The 17,637-nt window shown below is 70.2% G+C and carries 15 protein-coding genes; 6 read left to right on the top strand and 9 right to left on the bottom strand.

Annotation, left to right across the window (positions count from 1 at the left end; genetic code table 11):
- Positions 1 to 117: 117 nt before the first annotated feature.
- The 3 genes from BLQ34_RS16940 to BLQ34_RS16930 all read left to right on the top strand — a co-directional run bounded on the left by BLQ34_RS16940 (position 118) and on the right by BLQ34_RS16930 (position 2,931).
- Entirely contained in the window at positions 118 to 450 is a 333-nt protein-coding gene (locus tag BLQ34_RS16940) for a DUF485 domain-containing protein (protein WP_091788196.1), read from the top strand.
- Positions 447 to 2,093, top strand: coding sequence for a solute symporter family protein (locus BLQ34_RS16935; protein ID WP_091788193.1), 1,647 nt, complete (start codon positions 447 to 449; stop codon positions 2,091 to 2,093). Before BLQ34_RS16940 ends, BLQ34_RS16935 begins: the two co-directional genes overlap by 4 nt.
- Before the next feature lie 268 nt (positions 2,094 to 2,361).
- The gene (locus tag BLQ34_RS16930; protein WP_091788190.1) at positions 2,362 to 2,931 is read left to right on the top strand and encodes an AMIN-like domain-containing (lipo)protein; all 570 of its coding nucleotides are present in this window, start codon (positions 2,362 to 2,364) and stop codon (positions 2,929 to 2,931) included.
- A gap of 52 nt (positions 2,932 to 2,983) precedes the next feature.
- Here BLQ34_RS16930 and BLQ34_RS16925 read toward each other — a convergent pair whose 3' ends face one another.
- On the bottom strand, positions 2,984 to 3,844 hold the full coding sequence (locus BLQ34_RS16925) for a hypothetical protein (protein ID WP_091788187.1): 861 nt from the start codon (positions 3,842 to 3,844) through the stop codon (positions 2,984 to 2,986).
- 154 nt (positions 3,845 to 3,998) lie between these two features.
- Between BLQ34_RS16925 and acs the strand changes: the two genes are divergently transcribed.
- Complete coding sequence (acs, locus tag BLQ34_RS16920) at positions 3,999 to 5,984, top strand: acetate--CoA ligase (protein WP_091788184.1); 1,986 nt, start codon at positions 3,999 to 4,001, stop codon at positions 5,982 to 5,984.
- A gap of 198 nt (positions 5,985 to 6,182) precedes the next feature.
- Here the strand turns inward: acs and BLQ34_RS16915 are convergent, their stop codons facing one another.
- Both BLQ34_RS16915 and BLQ34_RS16910 read right to left on the bottom strand, forming a co-directional pair.
- A complete protein-coding gene (locus BLQ34_RS16915; protein ID WP_091788182.1) occupies positions 6,183 to 6,572 on the bottom strand; it encodes an OsmC family protein in 390 nt (129 codons plus the stop codon).
- A gap of 72 nt (positions 6,573 to 6,644) precedes the next feature.
- On the bottom strand, positions 6,645 to 7,016 hold the full coding sequence (locus BLQ34_RS16910) for a VOC family protein (protein ID WP_091788179.1): 372 nt from the start codon (positions 7,014 to 7,016) through the stop codon (positions 6,645 to 6,647).
- A 138-nt stretch (positions 7,017 to 7,154) separates the two neighbouring features.
- Between BLQ34_RS16910 and BLQ34_RS16905 the strand changes: the two genes are divergently transcribed.
- On the top strand, positions 7,155 to 7,601 hold the full coding sequence (locus BLQ34_RS16905; protein ID WP_091788176.1) for a PA2169 family four-helix-bundle protein: 447 nt from the start codon (positions 7,155 to 7,157) through the stop codon (positions 7,599 to 7,601).
- 89 nt (positions 7,602 to 7,690) lie between these two features.
- Here the strand turns inward: BLQ34_RS16905 and BLQ34_RS16900 are convergent, their stop codons facing one another.
- Positions 7,691 to 8,476 (bottom strand): glycerophosphodiester phosphodiesterase family protein, encoded by a 786-nt coding sequence (locus BLQ34_RS16900; RefSeq protein ID WP_091788173.1) that lies wholly within the window; start codon positions 8,474 to 8,476, stop codon positions 7,691 to 7,693.
- Between the two features lie 239 nt (positions 8,477 to 8,715).
- Positions 8,716 to 9,531: an IclR family transcriptional regulator gene (locus BLQ34_RS16895; protein ID WP_091788170.1), complete on the bottom strand. Its 816-nt coding sequence runs from the start codon at positions 9,529 to 9,531 to the stop codon at positions 8,716 to 8,718.
- 114 nt (positions 9,532 to 9,645) lie between these two features.
- Between BLQ34_RS16895 and aceB the strand changes: the two genes are divergently transcribed.
- A complete protein-coding gene (aceB, locus tag BLQ34_RS16890; RefSeq protein WP_091788168.1) occupies positions 9,646 to 11,271 on the top strand; it encodes a malate synthase A in 1,626 nt (541 codons plus the stop codon).
- 145 nt (positions 11,272 to 11,416) lie between these two features.
- On the opposite strand, the gene BLQ34_RS16885 is transcribed toward aceB, so the two are convergent.
- The 4 genes from BLQ34_RS16885 to BLQ34_RS16870 are packed head-to-tail and all read right to left on the bottom strand — an operon-like array spanning position 11,417 to position 17,554.
- The gene (locus BLQ34_RS16885) at positions 11,417 to 12,727 is read right to left on the bottom strand and encodes a guanine deaminase (RefSeq protein ID WP_091788165.1); all 1,311 of its coding nucleotides are present in this window, start codon (positions 12,725 to 12,727) and stop codon (positions 11,417 to 11,419) included.
- Positions 12,724 to 13,566 carry a xanthine dehydrogenase accessory protein XdhC gene (gene xdhC / locus BLQ34_RS16880; protein WP_091788163.1) on the bottom strand — a complete coding sequence of 281 codons (843 nt, stop codon included), beginning with the start codon at positions 13,564 to 13,566 and terminating at the stop codon, positions 12,724 to 12,726. The genes BLQ34_RS16885 and xdhC overlap by 4 nt, the downstream gene beginning before the upstream one ends.
- A 2-nt stretch (positions 13,567 to 13,568) precedes the next feature.
- Complete coding sequence (gene xdhB, locus BLQ34_RS16875) at positions 13,569 to 16,028, bottom strand: xanthine dehydrogenase molybdopterin binding subunit (protein ID WP_091788160.1); 2,460 nt, start codon at positions 16,026 to 16,028, stop codon at positions 13,569 to 13,571.
- Positions 16,025 to 17,554, bottom strand: coding sequence for a xanthine dehydrogenase small subunit (locus BLQ34_RS16870; protein ID WP_091788157.1), 1,530 nt, complete (start codon positions 17,552 to 17,554; stop codon positions 16,025 to 16,027). Before BLQ34_RS16870 ends, xdhB begins: the two co-directional genes overlap by 4 nt.
- Between the last annotated feature and the right edge of the window lie 83 nt (positions 17,555 to 17,637).

Here is a 17,637-nt window from a genome sequence, read left to right as displayed (position 1 = left end):
GCGACGGCACGATCCGCACGGCGCGTGACCACGCGCCATACCTGCTGCTCAGGGGGCTGCGAGAGCAGAGTGGCGCCGACCGCGGGACAGGCCCGCGCCACCACTGGAGGTGTCCCCGTGAGCAATGACGCTCGCACGGATCACGACCCGTACGTCGCACTCCAAGAGTCCGCGGACTTCGCGGAGCTCCGGTCCAGGTTCCGCCGGTTCGTCTTCCCGATGACCGGCCTCTTCCTGGCCTGGTACTTCCTCTACGTGCTGCTGTCCACCTACGCCTCGGACTTCATGAGCACCAAGGTGTTCGGCAACGTCAACGTCGGGCTCATCCTCGGACTCGGCCAGTTCGTGTCGACCTTCGTCATCGCGATCATCTACGTCCGCTGGGCCGACCGGGAGTTCGACCCCCGGGCCGCCGCCCTGGCCGAGAAGATCGGGGAGGACCAGCGATGAGCGCCCCCGCCCTCGTCCCCTCGCTCGCTCCTGCGGCGACCGAGGTCGGCAACCCCGGCCTCAACATCACGATCTTCGGGGTGTTCGTCCTGATCACCCTCGCCATCGTGATCCGGGCGTCGCGCAACAACCGCAGCGCCGCCGACTTCTACGCCGGTGGTCGCGCCTTCAGCGGTCGCCAGAACGGCATCGCCATCGCGGGCGACTACCTCTCCGCGGCCAGCTTCCTCGGCATCGCCGGTGCGATCGCGCTCAACGGCTACGACGGCTTCCTCTACTCGATCGGCTTCCTCGTCGCCTGGCTGGTGGCGCTGCTGCTCGTCGCCGAGCTCCTGCGCAACGTGGGCAAGTACACGATGGCCGACGTCCTGTCGTTCCGGCTCAAGCAGCGCCCCGTGCGCATGGCCGCGGCGATCTCGACCCTCGCGGTCTGCTTCTTCTACCTGCTGGCCCAGATGGCCGGAGCCGGTGGCCTCGTCGCGCTGCTGCTCGGCATCGACGACAAGACCGGCCAGTCGCTGGTCATCGCCGTCGTCGGCGTCATCATGATCGCCTACGTGCTCATCGGCGGCATGAAGGGCACCACCTGGGTGCAGATCATCAAGGCCGTCCTGCTGATCCTCGGCGCCGGCGTGATGTTCCTGTGGGTGCTGGGCAAGTTCGGGCTCAACCTCAGCTCGCTCCTCGGCGACGCGGTCAACGCCTCGGGTGGCAAGAAGGTGCTCGATCCCGGTCTGCAGTACGGCAAGACCGGCACCACGAAGATCGACTTCATCTCGCTGTCGCTGGCCCTGGTGCTCGGCACCGCCGGCCTGCCCCACGTGCTGATGCGGTTCTACACCGTGCCGTCGTCCAAGGAGGCGCGGAAGTCGGTCGAGTGGGCGATCTGGCTGATCGGGATCTTCTACCTGTTCACCCTGGTGCTCGGCTACGGCGCCGCCGCCCTCGTCGGCCCCAAGGTGATCGCCGCCGCACCCGGCAAGGCCAACTCGGCCGCACCGCTGCTGGCGTTCGAGCTGGGTGGTGAGCTGCTGCTGGGCATCATCTCGGCGGTGGCGTTCGCGACCATCCTCGCGGTCGTCGCGGGCCTGACCATCACGGCCAGCGCCAGCCTCTCGCACGACATCTACAACTCCGTGATCAAGGAGGGCCGTGCGTCGGCCGAGGACGAGGTGCGGGTCGCCCGCATCACCGCGATCGTGATCGGCATCCTGGCCATCCTCGGCGGCATCCTCGCCAACGGCCAGAACGTCGCGTTCCTCGTCGCCCTCGCCTTCGCCATCGCGGCGTCGGCGAACCTCCCGACGATCCTCTACTCGCTGTTCTGGAAGCGGTTCAACACCAGGGGCGCGCTGTGGTCGATCTACGGCGGTCTCGCGATCGCCCTGACGCTGATCGTCTTCAGCCCGGTGGTGTCCGGCAAGCCGGTCGACCCGGTCACCGGCAAGTCGCTGTCGATGTTGCAGGGCACCGACTTCCACTGGTTCCCGTTGGACAACCCCGGCATCATCTCGATCCCCGTCGCCTTCTTCCTGGGCTGGCTTGGCACCGTGACGAGCAAGGAGTTCAACGCCGCCAAGTACGCCGAGATGGAGGTGCGCTCGCTGACCGGCCACGGGGCCGAGAAGGCGGTGTCGCACTAGGCGGCTCGCAGGGCCGGGTGACCACCCGGCATACCCAAGGACCACGGTGCCGCGTCCCCTCAGGTGGGGGCGCGGCACCGTGCCGTGGCGGGCGGCGCCGTGCCGTGGCCGGCGGCACCGTGCCGTGGCGCGCGGCACCGGACAACCCGCCGGTATGCCGCCGGCTCACCACACAGCGGACCTTTCGTGACGACACGGTCACCTTCGTGCCCGCGGTCAACCGACGTGCTTCGGCGCACGTCAGTGCGGTGTCCGAAGGGAGGACATCATGAACATCCGCAAGCACCTGTCCACTCGACTGGCCATCCGGTCGCTCGTCGTCGCCGTCGCCGCCGGGGTCGTCCCCGTCGCCGCCGCGACCACCTCCGCAGAGGCCGCGCCCTACTGCGGGATCACCTGGGGCTCGACAGCGAAGAACTCCAGCACCATGGTCACCGGTCCGATCACCGGAGTCCGCGCCGGGCGGCACGCCTGCTTCGACCGGATGGTCATCGACCTCAAGGGGAAGGCGCCCGGCTACTCGGTGCGCTACGTCTCCGCGGTCCGCACCGAGGGCGAGGGCAAGATCGTCCCGCTGCGCGGCGGCGCCAAGCTGCTCGTCGTGACCCGGGCGCCGGCCTACACGTCGACCGGCGCGCCGAGCTACACGCCCAGGAACCCGAAGGAGCTGGTCAACCTCACCGGTTACACGACGTTCCGACAGGCGGCCTGGGCCGGCTCGTTCGAGGGCCAGACCTCGATCGGGCTCGGTGTGCGGGCGCGGTTGCCGTTCCGCGCGTTCACGATCCACGACGCGACCGGAAGCCGCCTGGTCGTCGACGTCGCCCACCGCTGGTGAGCCGCTGACGCAGTGTCCCGACCGAGGACACGGCGCGCCGCCGGTTTCGCGCTCAGCCGCGATCCTGCTCGGCGAGTCGTGTCCTCGCTCGGCGGCGGGCCAGCACGACCCGCAGCGCGACGAGGATCACCGCCAGCAAAACGGTGACCCAGAGCCAGGGCACCAGCTGCTCGAGCTGGATCTGCGACCAGGTCCACCACTGCGTGCGCACGAAGTCCCAGGCCGGCTCGGCCACGCGTCGGGCCTGTTCGCGCAGGGTCAGCCCGCCGCCGGAGCCGGGCCGCACCACGTCCCAGCCGTAGGAGAGGGCGCGAGCCAGCAGCGCGAAGACCAGCCAGGTCAGGGCCAGCCGCAGCACCGACAGGATCGTCGGCGCGACCCGCTGCCAGGTGGCGACGGCGAAGGGGAGAGCCAGCGCGACGGCGACGGCGGCCTCGGTCGGCCAGCTGGCCGGGGAGAGCGCGGCGACCACGGTCAGCACCGTCGCGGCAGCCACCGGACCCTTGGACCCGCGTGCGCCGAGGACGATCCCGACGAACGCCGCGGCCCCGAGCAGGATCGCGAGCACCGCACGCTCGTGCGGGTACTCGTCCGAGGCGGGGGCGTCGAGCAGCCAACCGAGGCCGCTGAACACCACCACGATCGCGAAGCGCGGCCAGGGCGAGCGCACCAGCAGCGACACCGAGGCGGCCGCAGCAGTCGCCCCGAGGAAGAGCACGTCACCGTCGAAGACGCTCAGCGGCAGGTGCAGCCACGACGTCACGCCGGCGAAGCCGACCGGCCACCAGAGCGCGGCTGCGAGCAGGATGGCCAGCGGCGGCCAGACCTTGTGCGCCAGGGCGGCTGCGCGCTCGCCGGGTCTCTGGGTGGGGGCGCCCGGGGAGTCGAGGGTCGTCGTCGTCGGGGTGCTCACGGCGCCCAAGGGTAGCCGTTGGCCGCTCGCAGCGTCCGTCGACCGATCACGGCGACCGCTCCCCTTGAAGCGAGGGCCGGATGCGGGTTGGCTTGGGGTGTCACCGCGACCTCGAAGGCGACCTCCACGGCGCTCCTGCGAGAGTTGCCTGCCGATGCTGCCAGGAGGAACCACCGTGTCCGAGACGTCCCAGACGACGAGCCAGACCGAGGGCCGGGACCTCGCTCCCACCCCCGAGTTCGCCGAGCAGGCCAACGGCAAGGCCGAGCTCTACGACGCGGCCGCGGCGGACTTCGAGGGCTTCTGGGCCGAGCAGTCGCGCGAGCGGATCAGCTGGAGCAAGGACTTCGACCAGACCCTCGACTGGAGCGGGGCGCCGTTCGCGAAGTGGTTCGTGGGCGGCGAGCTCAACGCCTCCTACAACTGCGTCGACCGGCACGTCGACGCCGGCAACGGCGACCGGGTCGCGATCCACTTCGAGGGCGAGGGCGGAGACACCCGCACCATCACGTATGCCGAGCTGCAGCGTGACGTGGCCAAGGCCGCCAATGCGTTGGAGTCACTGGGAGTCAGCAAGGGTGACCGGGTCGCGATCTACCTGCCGATGATTCCCGAGGCGGTGGCCGCGATGCTGGCCTGCGCGCGGATCGGGGCCCCGCACTCGGTGGTGTTCGGCGGTTTCTCGGCCGATGCCCTGCGCACCCGCATCGCCGACGCGGAGGCCAAGCTCGTCATCACCGCCGACGGGCAGTTCCGCCGTGGCAAGACCGCCCCGCTCAAGCCGGCGGTCGACGCGGCGGTCGACGGGGAGAGCACCGTCGAGAAGGTGCTCGTCGTCCAGCGCACCAAGGACGACGTCGACTGGAACGACGACCGCGACGTGTGGTGGCACGACGTCGTCGACTCCGCCAGTGACCAGCACGAGGCGGTCGCACACGACAGCGAGCACCCGCTCTTCATCCTCTACACGTCGGGGACCACGGGAAAGCCGAAGGGCATCTTCCACACGACGGGCGGCTACCTGACTCAGGCGGCATACACGAACTCGGTCGTGCACGACGTGCACCCGGAGACCGACGTCTACTGGTGCACGGCCGACATCGGCTGGGTGACCGGGCACTCCTACATCGTCTACGGGCCGCTCGCGAACGGCGCGACCCAGGTGATCTACGAGGGCACCCCCGACACCCCGCACCAGGGTCGGTGGTGGGAGATCGTGCAGAAGTACGGCGTGACGATCCTCTACACCGCGCCCACGGCGATCCGCACGTTCATGAAGTGGGGCGACGACATCCCCGCGAAGTTCGACCTGTCGTCGCTGCGGCTGCTCGGGTCGGTCGGTGAGCCGATCAACCCGGAGGCGTGGCTCTGGTATCGCAAGAACATCGGTGGCGGCAGCGCGCCCATCGTCGACACCTGGTGGCAGACCGAGACCGGCGGCATCATGATCAGCCCGCTGCCCGGTGTCACCGAGCTCGAGCCCGGCTCGGCCCAGAAGCCGATCCCTGGCATCAGTGCCGAGATCCTCGACGACGAGGGCCAGCCCTTCACCGAGGCCGAGAAGGTCGGCTATCTCGTGCTGACCAAGCCGTGGCCGGGCATGCTGCGCGGCATCTGGGGCGACGAGGAGCGCTACAAGGAGACCTACTGGTCGCGGTTCGGCGAGAAGTACTACTTCGCCGGCGACGGTGCGAAGTACGACGAGAAGGGCAACATCTGGCTGCTCGGTCGCGTCGACGACGTCATGAACGTGTCCGGCCACCGCCTCTCCACCGCCGAGATCGAGTCGGCGCTCGTGTCGCACCCGACCGTGGCCGAAGCGGCTGTCGTGGGCGCGTCGGACGAGACCACCGGCCAGGCCGTCGTGGCGTTCGTCATCCTCCGCGGAGGAGCGGAAGACCACGGCGACGAGACGGTGCAGGAGCTGCGCAACCACGTCGCCAAGGAGATCGGCCCGATCGCCAAGCCGCGCTCGATCATGGTGGTCTCCGAGCTGCCCAAGACGCGGTCGGGCAAGATCATGCGCCGCCTGCTGCGCGATGTCGCCGAGAACCGCGAGGTCGGCGACGTCACGACGCTGGCCGACTCCTCGGTCATGAACCTGATCAAGGAAGGCATGTCCGCCGGCAAGGAGGACTGACCACCAGCATTCGGTATGCCGCGGACGCCAGGCGCGTCCGCGGCATACCTGTGTCTGGGGCCGGCGCCGCGGGAGTTCGGGCACTCGGTGTGGGCACGGCGCGACTGAAGCCCCGCTCAGGGCCGCCGGGTTGGTCCCCTGGCCCCGGCGCCGGGCCCGAGATCCGAACTTCGGGGCTGCCTTCGGCGAAGGGCGGGTTTAGCCCAGTGGCGTGACGGATGCGCCCGCGCGGACCGCGCGCGGGATCTCCGCGACCTGGTCGACCACGGCACGGAGCCGCCCCACGTCGTCGGTCGAGGCCGCGGAGTCGAGGGTGACCGAGTAGACGATCCCGGTCGAGCCCCAGTCGTCATCGAAGGCACCGTCCGCCTCCACCGCGACCCCGTCGACCTCGATGCCGAGCCGGGCTGCCTCGCGGTAGGTGTCGTTCAGGATGCACAATGCCACGGACAGGTGCAGCAGCTGCGCACCGTTCGTGGCGGGGCCGGCCACGACGCCTTCGTCCGTCCAGGAGTGCTGCAGGACGATCCCCTCCTCGGCACGCAGGGTGCCGGCCGTCGCTGTGACCCCGAACGATGAGAGCTCCACGAATGGATTCTCCCCCACCGACGTCGACAGCGACGTGAGTGTCCGCCGCGATCAGCCTTCGCCCGGCGGAAGTCAGCTCGTACAGAGGCAGAAGGGGTGACCGGCGGGGTCGAGCATGACGCGGAACGACGTGCCGGGCTGGAACTCGTGCTTCGTCGCGCCCAGCTCGATGACGGCAGCCTCGGCGGCATCGAGGTCGTCGACGACCACGTCGAGGTGCATCTGCTGAGGCACGTCCTGCCCCGGCCAGATCGGCGCGCGGTAGTCCTCCACACCCTGGAACGACAGGCACTGCCCGTAGTCGGACCTCACGTCGATCCAGCCGTCGGACGCGTCGAAGTTGGCCGTGTCCACCTCCCAGTCGAGCAGCGCTCCGTAGAAGGTCGCGAGAGCGCGCGGGTCGGGGCAGTCGAGGACGATGCTGGGAAACCGGGCGATGGCCATGTCCCGCACGGTAGGGCCGGTTGCGGACGATGCGCATCCTCATCGACGCACCTTCGCAGGGTGATCGACGGGTTTGGATGTGAGCGGTGCGGGTAGGCGGACGGGGAACGACATCACCCACAGAAGGAGAACCCAGCCATGTCAGCTGACGCCAAGGTCGCCAAGGAGCTCGTGGAGACCCTGAAGGACGGTCGGGACGGTTACGCCTCTGCGGCCGAGAAGCTGCGTGACAGCGACACCCCCGAGACCGCGGCCGTCTTCGAGCGCTTCTCACAGCAGCGCGCCGACTTCGTCCAGGACATCGTGTCGATGGGTCACGACTACGGCGACGACGTCGACAACAGCGGCACGGTCGCTGCCAAGGTGCACCGCGGCTGGATCGCGCTCAAGGACGCGCTGACCGGCGACGACGCCTCGAGCGTCATCGGTGCCGCCGCGACGGGCGAGGACCACGCGGTGTCGGAGTACGAGAAGGCCCTCGACGAGGACGACCTCAGCCCCGAGTTCCGTGCCCTGCTCCAGCAGCAGCACGCCTCCGTCGTTGCCGCGCGCGACGAGGTCAAGGCGCTGCACAACGTCACCTGAGCGACTCCCAGCCCCGCTCTGCGAGCGCCCGTCCCCCTGGGACGGGCGCTCGTGCGTTGCGACCAGGCCCCAGCCGAGCGAGCCGCGACCTACGGTGAGGGCTCCGGCACCCGTCCGGGCATCGGCGTCCACTCGCCGCGCGCGACCAGCACCTCACGCAGCAGGTCGGGGCGGTCGGTGATGATGCCGTCAACCCCGGCATCGAGGAGCCGCACCATCGACGGCTGGTCGTTCACGGTCCACACGACGACCTTCACGCCGATCCCGTGAGCTCCGGTGACGAGCCGGTCGACGAAGACCTGCAGACGCCCCAACCGGTCCGGCACGTGCAGGAACTCGGCGGTCGCGAAGCGGCGAGCAGGCGGCATACCGGCTCTGGCGCAGGTGACCACGGCGGCGAGGGCACGCCAGCCCAGGGCGGTGCGCACGCCCGGCACCTGCGCACGGACGACGTCCAGGCACCCGTCCCAGGCTCCCGCCACACAGACGCGCTCGCGAAAGTCCCTGTGCTGCAACACCTTTGCGAGCGCCGGGATGGCCGAACGCTCCTTGAGGTCGACGGTGAACCGCGCGTCCGGGAAGGCTTCGAGCGCCTCGGAGAGAGTGGGGATCGGCTCGCGTCCCAGGACCCGCAGCCGCCGCAACGACGAGAGGGTATGCCGCACAACCGGGCCGTGCCCGTCCGTCACCCGGTCGAGGGTCGCGTCGTGGAAGCAGGCCAGCTGGCCGTCGGAGGTGAGGCGGACGTCGGTCTCGAGGTAGCGGATGCCGAGGGCGGTCGCGAGGCTGAACGCGGCGATGGTGTTCTCGGGCGCGAGCGATGCACCTCCGCGGTGGGCGAGGGCGATGGGTCCGAGCTCGGAGCCGTAGGCCATGGCTCAAGCGTGCCCGGCCGAACCGGCCCCGGGGCACGAAAACGGCCCCTGGCACCACTGTTCACCCCATCAGGGCCAACCGTTCGCCCGATGCTGCCGCCCCGTCACCATTCCCCGTCGCTATCTCATGCAAAAGGCGAGTTAGCGCCGCCGAGGAGAGGCGCTAACTCGCCTTTTGCATGAGATAGCGACGCCATGAGGTAGCGACGCCTTGAGATGGCGACGTACGGGGGGCCTGCTCAGGCGGAGGCGCCCTGCATCTCGGCGGCGATGGCAGCGGCCGCGGCATGCATCGGCGCCGTCGCACCCTCGATGAAGGAGTCGGTCATGCGCGGCAACGGCCCAGACACCGACAGCGCCAACGGCTGGGGCGCGCCCGGGATCGCGACCGCGACACACCGCACCCCGACCTCCTGCTCACCCTCGTCGAGCGCATAGCCACGCTCCAACGTGCGACCCAGCTCGGCCATGAAGTCGGCCGGCTCGGTGATGGTGTGCTCGGTGCGGGCCGGCATGCCCGTGCGGCCCAGGATCGCCTGCACCGCCTCGGGATCCATCCCCGCCATGATCGCCTTGCCGACACCGGTCGAGTGCGGCAGCACCCGTCGGCCGACCTCGGTGAACATCCGCATCGAGTTGCGGCTGGCCATCACCTGCCCGATGTAGACGACCTGGTCGCCGTCGAGCATCGCGAGGTTGACCGACTCGCCGAGCTCGTGGGCCAGCCGCTCCATGTGCGGGCGCGCCCACCGGCTCACCATCCGCGACGTCGTCTCGCCGAGGCGGATCAGCCGGGGCCCCAGGGAGTACTGGCGGGACGCCTCCTGCCGGACATAGCCGAGGTCGACGAGGGTGCGCACGAGGCGGTGGATCGTCGGCAGCGGCAGCTGGGCGTCGGTCGCGAGCTGCGACAGGCTGATGACGCCCCCGGCATCGGCCATCGTCTCGAGGATCGCGAATGCGCGCTCGAGCGACTGGACGCCGCCGCCCGCCGCCTTGGTGCCGGCGGCCGAGGGGGCCGCCGAGAGGTCGTCGGAGGGTGCCTTGGCGCTCATATATCTCTCCCCAGTCCTTCCCGAATGAGAAGAAGATTTCGTATCATGGAACAATCCTAGTCTGGAAGCCGCCACCGCGGCACACGACACCACCGACATCTCTCGAGGATCCGCATGTCCGAGCCCACCACCGGCACCGTCGTCGTCAACGCCCCGCACGAGGTCGAGCGGAGCTCCGAGATCCTCACACCGGAGGCGCTGACCTTCCTCGCGGAGCTGCAGAGCCGGTTCGGGTCGCGACGCGACGAGCTGCTCGCGGCCCGCCGCACCCGACGGGCCGAGGTGTCGCGCACCGGCAAGCTCGACTTCCTCGAGGAGACGCGCGAGGTGCGCGAGGGCGACTGGACGGTGGCCCCGGCCCCGGCCGACTTCGCCGACCGCCGCGTCGAGATCACCGGCCCGACCGAGCGCAAGATGGCGATCAACGCCCTCAACTCCGGCGCGAAGGTCTGGCTCGCCGACCTCGAGGATGCCAACACTCCCCACTGGGACAACGTCATCGGCGGCCAGGTCAGCCTCTACGACGCGGTCCGCCGCACCATCGAGCTCACCACCCCCAACGGCAAGCACTACGAGCTCAAGGACCCCGGCGCCATACCCGTCATCGTGCCGCGCCCCCGCGGCTGGCACTTCGACGAGGAGCACCTGACTCTCGACGGGCGCCCGCTCGTCGGCGCGCTGGTCGACTTCGGCCTCTACTTCTTCCACAACGCCGCCGAGCTGCTCGAGCGCGGCAGCGGCCCTTACTTCTACCTGCCGAAGATGGAGTCGCACCTCGAGGCCCGACTCTGGAACGACGTCTTCACCTATGCCCAGGAGGCGCTCGGCATCCCGCACGGCACGGTCCGCGCGACGGTGCTCATCGAGACCATCCCGGCCGCGTTCGAGATGGACGAGATCCTCTACGAGCTGCGCGACCACGCGGCTGGTCTCAACGCAGGACGGTGGGACTACCTCTTCTCGATCATCAAGTACTTCAGGGACTCCGGGCCGTCGTTCACCCTCCCCGACCGCAACGCCGTCACCATGAACGCGCCGATGATGAAGGCCTACAGCGACCTGCTCGTGCAGACCTGCCACAAGCGCGGGGCGTTCGCGATCGGGGGCATGGCGGCGTTCATCCCGAGCAAGGACCCGTCGGTCAACGAGGCGGCCTTCGCGAAGGTGCGGGCCGACAAGGAGCGCGAGGTCGGCGCCGGCTTCGATGGCTCGTGGGTCGCGCACCCCGGCATGGTCGAGCTGTGCAAGGAGGTCTTCACCGGTGTCCTCGGCGACTCCCCCAACCAGCTCGGCAAGCAGCGAGACGAGGTCTCCGTCAGTGGCGCCGACCTGCTCGACGCCGGCTCGACCCCCGGCGACCGGACGCTCGATGGCCTGCGCGGCAACGTCTCCGTCGGCATCCAGTACCTCCAGGCGTGGCTGCTCGGCAACGGTGCCGTGGCGATCCACAACCTGATGGAGGACGCCGCCACCGCCGAGATCTCGCGCAGCCAGATCTGGCAGTGGCTCAACTCCGGCGCGACCCTCGCCTCGGGCGAGATCGTCACCCGCGAGCTCGTGGACGGCGTCGTGGAGAGCGAGTATGCCGCCCTGATCGACTCCGTCGGCGACGACGAGACCGCACGGGGTGCGTTGGAGACGGCGCGGCGACTGTTCGTGGAGTGCGCGCTCGACCCGGACTTCCCCGACTTCCTGACCCTCCCGGCCTACGCCGAGGTCCTCAAGGCCGAGGGCGCCTGACCACCCCTCCCGCACCTCCGACCCCTCCGACCCCTTGCACGAACCTTTGCTAGCAAAGGTTCGTGAGTGAAGGACAGGTTGCAACCTGTCCACGACACTGTTTCCTTTGCTAGCAAAGGTTCGTGCACGAGGCGGCGAGCGGGGGTCAGGTGCGGCGGGGCATCCGCCAGCGACCGGCGGCGATCTGGTCGCCACCGACCCAGACGCCGCCGATGTCGGAGGTGGTGCCCAGCGCGAACACCTTCGAGAGGGCGTCGTCGGCCGACTTGGCGTTGCCGAGCCCGACGGCCAGCGGGTCGCCCGCCTCGGGCAGCAGCCAGATCGCGTCGAACTGCTTGCCGACCGACAGGTCACCCACGTCGTCGCCGAGGCCGAGCGCCTGCGCCCCGGCCGAGGTGCACAGCCAGAGCAGGTGGGCCGAGGTCAGGGACAAGCCCTCGTCCCCGAGCAGGCGCTGCATGAAGTAGGCCTGCAAGCCCTCCTTGAGCATCGAGAAGCCGGTCCCCGCACCGACATCCGAACCCATCGCCACCCGCACCCCTGCCTCGACGTGGCGCCGCAGCGGGAAGAGCCCGCTACCCAGGGCCGAGTTGCTGGTCGGGCAGTGCGCCACCGACGAGCCACGCGCGGCCAGGGTCGCCAGCTCCGGGTCGGTCGGGTGCACGTTGTGGGCCAGCACCGAGCGCGGGTTCAGGAGACCGTGCTTGTCATAGGTGTCGACGTAGGTCGCACCAGCGAACAGCTCGCCGACTTCCTTCACCTCGGCGGTGTTCTCGTTGACGTGCGAGGTGAACCAGGACCCGTCGACCTCGCGGAAGGTCGCGGCACATGACTCGAGGATCGCGTCGCTGGCCGACAACGAGAACCGCGGCGTCACGGCATACCGGAGCCGTCCCTTGCCGTGCCAGCGTGAGGCGAGGTCGCGCGACTCCTCGTAGGCGCGCTCCGGGGTGGTGAGCAGCGGCTCGGGCAGGATCCGGTCGGACGTGACCAGGCCCGTCGTGACGCGCAGCCCCCAGAGGTCGGCCGCCTCGAACATCACGTCGACGGCCGAGGCGAAGTGCGACCCGAAGACCAGCGCAGTCGTGGTGCCGGCATCCACGAGCCCGGTGACGAAGTCCCTGGCGACTCCGCGCGCCATGTCGACGTCGGCCAGCCGCATCTCCTCGGGCAGGGCGCACTGGTCGAGCCAGTCGAGCAGCGGCATGCCGAGCCCACCGATGACCCGCACCTGCGGGAAGTGCACGTGGGTGTCGACGAGCCCGGGCAGCACCATGCCCTCGCGCAGGTCGAGCACGTCCTCGTCGGGGTGCTCGGCCCGCAACGTCGCGAAGTCGCCCCGAGCCATGATCACGCCACCCTCGACGAGCAGGCCGCAGTCGTCCTGGGCACGCAGCGCGCCACCCGCGAACGGGTCGTCAGGGGTGTCGAGCACGGTGGCCCGGAAGAGCGTCATCGCACGGCCTTCGTCGTCCGTGAGGGCGCACCAGCAGCGCGCGCCTGCGACTCGAACGCCCGCACCAGGTCGGCGGCGACGCTGACGGCGATGGTGGCCGGGTCCTTGCCGGTGAGCTCGGCGAGCCCGATGGGGGTCTGGATCCGAGCCAGGTCAGACTCCGAATGTCCCTCTGCTCCAAGGCGTTGCCGGAAGCGCGACCACTTGGCCGACGACCCGATCAGGCCGATCGAGCCGAGGTGCTGGCAGCGCAGGGCACCGTCGCACAGCGCCGCGTCCTCGGCGTGGTCATGGGTCATCACGAGGACATGGGTGCCCGGTGGCACCTGACCGAGCACGAGCTCGGGCACCGGCGCGTGGTGCACGTGCACCCTGGCCGCCGCGTCGTCGAGGACACCGAGCCGGTCGTGCCCGAGCTGGTCGGCGCGGGAGTCGACGAGATGGAGCTCGACGTCGTGCCGCGCGAGGATGCGGGCCAGCTCGAGGCCGACATGACCCATTCCGAAGATGGCCACGGCCGGCACCACCGCAAGCGGTTCGAGGAGCACCTGCACCTCACCGCCACAACACTGCTGGCCGTGCTCGGCAGGCGCCTTGTCGTTGAGCGACAACGAGATCTGCTCGGGGACCGACGCGGAATCGGTGAGCATCACGCGGGCTCGCGCGACCGCGGTGGCCTCGAGGTTGCCGCCACCGATGCTGCCCCAGGTCGCACCCTCGGCGACGACCATCTTGGCGCCGGCCTCGCGAGGTGAGTGACCCCGCACCGACGCGAGGGTGACCAGCACCCCTGGCCGACGCTCGCGTCGCAGCCGCTCGACGGCTGACAGCCATTCCATGGTCAGGTCCCGGCCCGGGCCGGTTGGGCGGCCTGCTCGGAGTGTGGCCGCAGGGGCGCGGCGTCGGCGTCGGGCTGGTCGGGCACGATCCCGGGCGCTCCCTCGACCATCGCCGTCATGTGCGGGGGCTCGGCGCCACCGCGCGCCTCCTGCACCGCCCAGAAGACGGCCTCGGGGGTCGCCGGTGAGGCGAGGTCGACGGACGTGCCGACCGGACCGAAGGCGGCGGCTGCCTCACGCAGGGCTTCGCGCACCGAGAAGGCGAGCATCAGCGGCGGCTCACCCACCGCCTTGGAGCCGTAGACCGCGCCGTCCTCGTGGGCGCGCTCGAGCAGCGCGACGTTGAACTCCTCGGGCATCTCGGAGAAGCTCGGCAGCTTGTAGGTGCTCGCAGCCTGGGTCGCCAGCCGGCCCCGCGACGGGCGGTCGGACTCGTCCCAGCGCAGGTCCTCCAGGGTCAGCCACCCGGCGCCCTGGACGAAGGCGCCCTCGACCTGGCCGAGGTCGACCAGCGGTGAGAGCGAGTCACCCACGTCGTGCACGATGTCGACCCTGCGCAGCCGGTAGGCCCCGGTGAAGCCGTCGACCTCGACCTCGCTCGCAGCCACGCCGTAGGAGAAGTACTTGAACGGCGAGCCGTGCATCGTCGAGGAGTCCCAGTGCAGTCCTTCGGTGCGGTAGAAGCCGGCCGCCCAGAGCTGGATCCGCTGGAAGTAGGCCTGGTTGACGAGGTCGCCCCAGGCGATCGTCTCGCCGCGGCCGTCGCCCCTGCTGACGCGCCCATCGAGGAACCGCACGTCGCCCGGGCTCGTCTCGAGGCGCTTGGCCGCGACCTCACGCAGTCGCTCCATGATCTGGTCGCAGGCGTTCTTCACCGCGCCACCGTTGAGGTCCGCGCCCGAGCTGGCCGCGGTGGCCGAGGTGTTGGGCACCTTGTCCGTCCTCGTCGGGGCCAGTCGCACTGTCGACAGGGGAACGCCGAGGGCTGTGGCCGCGACCTGGAGCATCTTGGTGTGCAGGCCCTGCCCCATCTCGGTGCCACCGTGGGTGATCAGCACCGAGCCGTCCTTGTAGACGTGGACGAGCGCACCCGCCTGGTTGAAGGCGGTGAGGTTGAACGAGATCCCGAACTTCACCGGCGTCATCGCCAGCGCGCGCTTGGAGTGCTCGTGAGAGGCGTTGTATGCCGCGATCGCGACCTTGCGTGCCGCCACGTCGCCGGACGTCAGCACCTGGTCCCAGCAGATGCCTGCTCGTTCGGGGTGCCGCACCGGCTGCCCGTAGGGGGTGTCCTGCCCGTCGACGTAGAAGTTGCGGGACCGCAGCTCGATCGGGTCGATGCCCAGCTGGGGGGCACACCGTCCGAGGATGTCCTCGATGACCAGCATCCCCTGCGGACCACCGAATCCGCGGAAGGCGGTCTGGCTGGTCTTGTGGGTCTTGGCGATCCGGCCGTTCACCCGGACGTTCGGGATCCAGTAGGCGTTGTCGATGTGACACAGCGCGCGGGCCAGCACCGGCTCCGAGAGGTCGAGGCTCCACCCGCCGTCGGAGGTGAGGGTCGCGTCGAGGGCCTGCAGCATCCCGTTGTCGTCGAAGCCGACCCGCCACTGGGCGTGGAAGCCGTGCCGCTTGCCTGACATGGTCATGTCCTGGGTGCGGGTCAGGCGCAGGCGCACGGGTCTGCCGGTCAGGGTGGCGCCGATGGCCGCGATCGCGGCGAACCCGTGCGGCTGCATCTCCTTGCCGCCGAAGCCGCCACCCATCCGCAGGCACTGGACCGTGACGGCGTGGCTGGGCACCCCGAGCACGTGGGCCACGATGTCCTGCGTCTCGGTGGGGTGCTGGGTCGAGCTCTGGACGAAGATCTGCCCGTTCTCGTCGACCAGCGCGATGGAGCAGTGCGTCTCGAGGTAGAAGTGCTCCTGCCCCGCGAACTCGAACTCTCCGCTGTAGACGTGCGCGGCACCAGCGAAGCCGGCCTCGATGTCACCGCGTTCCATGTGCGGCTTGCCACCCTGGAAGCTCTCGGCCTCGATCGCCTCGCGCACGGTCACCAGCGAGGGCAGCGGCTCGTAGTCGACCTCGACCGCGAGCGCCCCCAGCCGGGCTGCCTCCAGGGTCTCGCCGAGCACCCAGCACACGGCGTGGCCGAAGAACATCACCTCCGACGGGAAGAGCGGCTCGTCGTGCTTGATGCCCGCGTCGTTGACGCCCGGGACGTCGTCGGCCGTGAGCACCCGGACGACACCGGGCACCTCCAGCGCCGGCGCGGTGTCGAGCCGCGTGATGCGGGCGTGGGCGTGGGGCGCCTGCACGGGGTGGGCGTGGAGGATGCCGTGGGTCCGGACCGCGAGGTCGTCGGTGTAGAGGGCGTCCCCGGTCACGTGCAGCGACGCGGCCTCATGCGGGATCTCTTGCCCGACAACGGGATTGGCGGGACGCTCGGACAGGGCGCTCATGCTCCGACCTCCTGTGCGGTTGCTGTCTCGGCGTAGAGCTTCAGCAGCGCGGTGCCGAGCGTCGCGGTGCGGTATGCCGCGCTGGCACGGTGGTCGTCCAGCGGCGTGCCTTCGGCGCGCATCACCGCAGCGGCCTCCCGGACGACCTCGGCGCTCCACGGCCGGCCTTCGAGAGCTGCTTCGGTGGCCAAGGCGCGGATCGGGGTGGCCGCCACGCCGCCGAGGCCGATCCTGGCCTTGCTGACGACGCCCTCGCGCACGTCGAGCGCGAAGCCGACGGCCACGCTGGAGATGTCATCGAAACGCCGCTTGGCGATCTTGTGGAACGCCGTCAACTCGCTGAGCGGCAACGGGATTCGCACGGCACGGATCAGCTCACCCTCGCGCTTGACGGTCTGGCGGTAGCCGGTGAAGTAGTCGGCGAGGGGTACCTCGCGGTCACCGTCGGCCGAGGCGAGGACGACGACCGCCTCCAGCGCGAGCAGCGCCGGCGGCGTGTCGCCGATCGGCGAGCCCGTGCCGAGGTTGCCGCCGATGGTCGCGCCGTTGCGGATCAGCCGGGAGGCGAACTGCGGGAACATCTTGTCCAGCAGCGGGATCCGGCCGGCCAGTGCGCGCTCGACCTCGCTCAGGCTGAGCGCCGCGCCGATCTCGACGACGTCGTCACCGACGTCGAGGGTTCGGAGCTCGGGCAGTCGGTCGATGCCGATCGCGAATGGCGTGCGGACGCCGCGGATGTTGACCTCCACACCCCAGTCCGTCGACCCTGCGACGAGCACGGCGTCGGGGTGCTCGGCCAGCAGGGCTAGCGCCTCGGTGAGGTCGCCGGGACGTGCGTACGTGCCGGTGGTGCCGTCGATCCGCGTCGCGCGCGCCGCTGGTGGCGCGGCAGCCAGCCGCGCGGCATACGGGTCGTCCTCGGCAGGCTCACCCAGCGCGTAGGCGGCGTCGCGGATGGGGCGGTAGCCCGTGCAACGGCAGAGGTTTCCCGACAGGGCATGCAGGTCGAAGCCGTTGGGACCGTGCTCGTGGTCGGGTGCGTTGCCCGGGTCGTTGGCGGTGGCCGCGGGCTCGTGACCGTTCTGTTCCGGGTCGGGTGCGGCGCCGGGCTTGCTGCAGCGCCCCTCGCGGTAGTACTCGGCGGCCATGCTGCAGATGAAGCCCGGCGTGCAGTAGCCGCACTGGGACCCTCCGCGGACCGCCATCTCGTGCTGCACCGGGTGGAGCGCGTCGGGCCGCCCGAGGCCCTCGGAGGTGACCACCTCCTGGCCATCGAGCGCGGCGGCGGGCACGAGGCAGGCGTTGATCGCAGTCCACTGCGTGCCGGCACCCTCGGTGGGACGCGCGACCATGATCGAGCAGGCGCCGCACTCCCCCTCGGCGCAGCCCTCCTTGGCACCGGTCAGTCCCTGCGAGCGCAGCCAGTCGAGGGTCGTGGTGCTCGGGTCGGTGCCGTCGAGGGCACGCGTCGCGCCGTTGACCGTGATGCTGTGCTCAACCACAGCCTGCGTGCTGTCTGACACCATCGCGCAACTCCCGTCGCCCCGTGTGGGGACCATCATCCCCCAGGCAGCATCACCCGGGGGCATGGTTGGGGACAGGAGTGGGT

This window comes from Pedococcus dokdonensis (assembly GCF_900104525.1).
Taxonomy (GTDB): Bacteria; Actinomycetota; Actinomycetes; order Actinomycetales; family Dermatophilaceae; genus Pedococcus; species Pedococcus dokdonensis.
The sequence above is the reverse complement of the archived record's forward strand: the minus strand, read 5'-3'. Positions and strand labels throughout refer to the sequence as shown.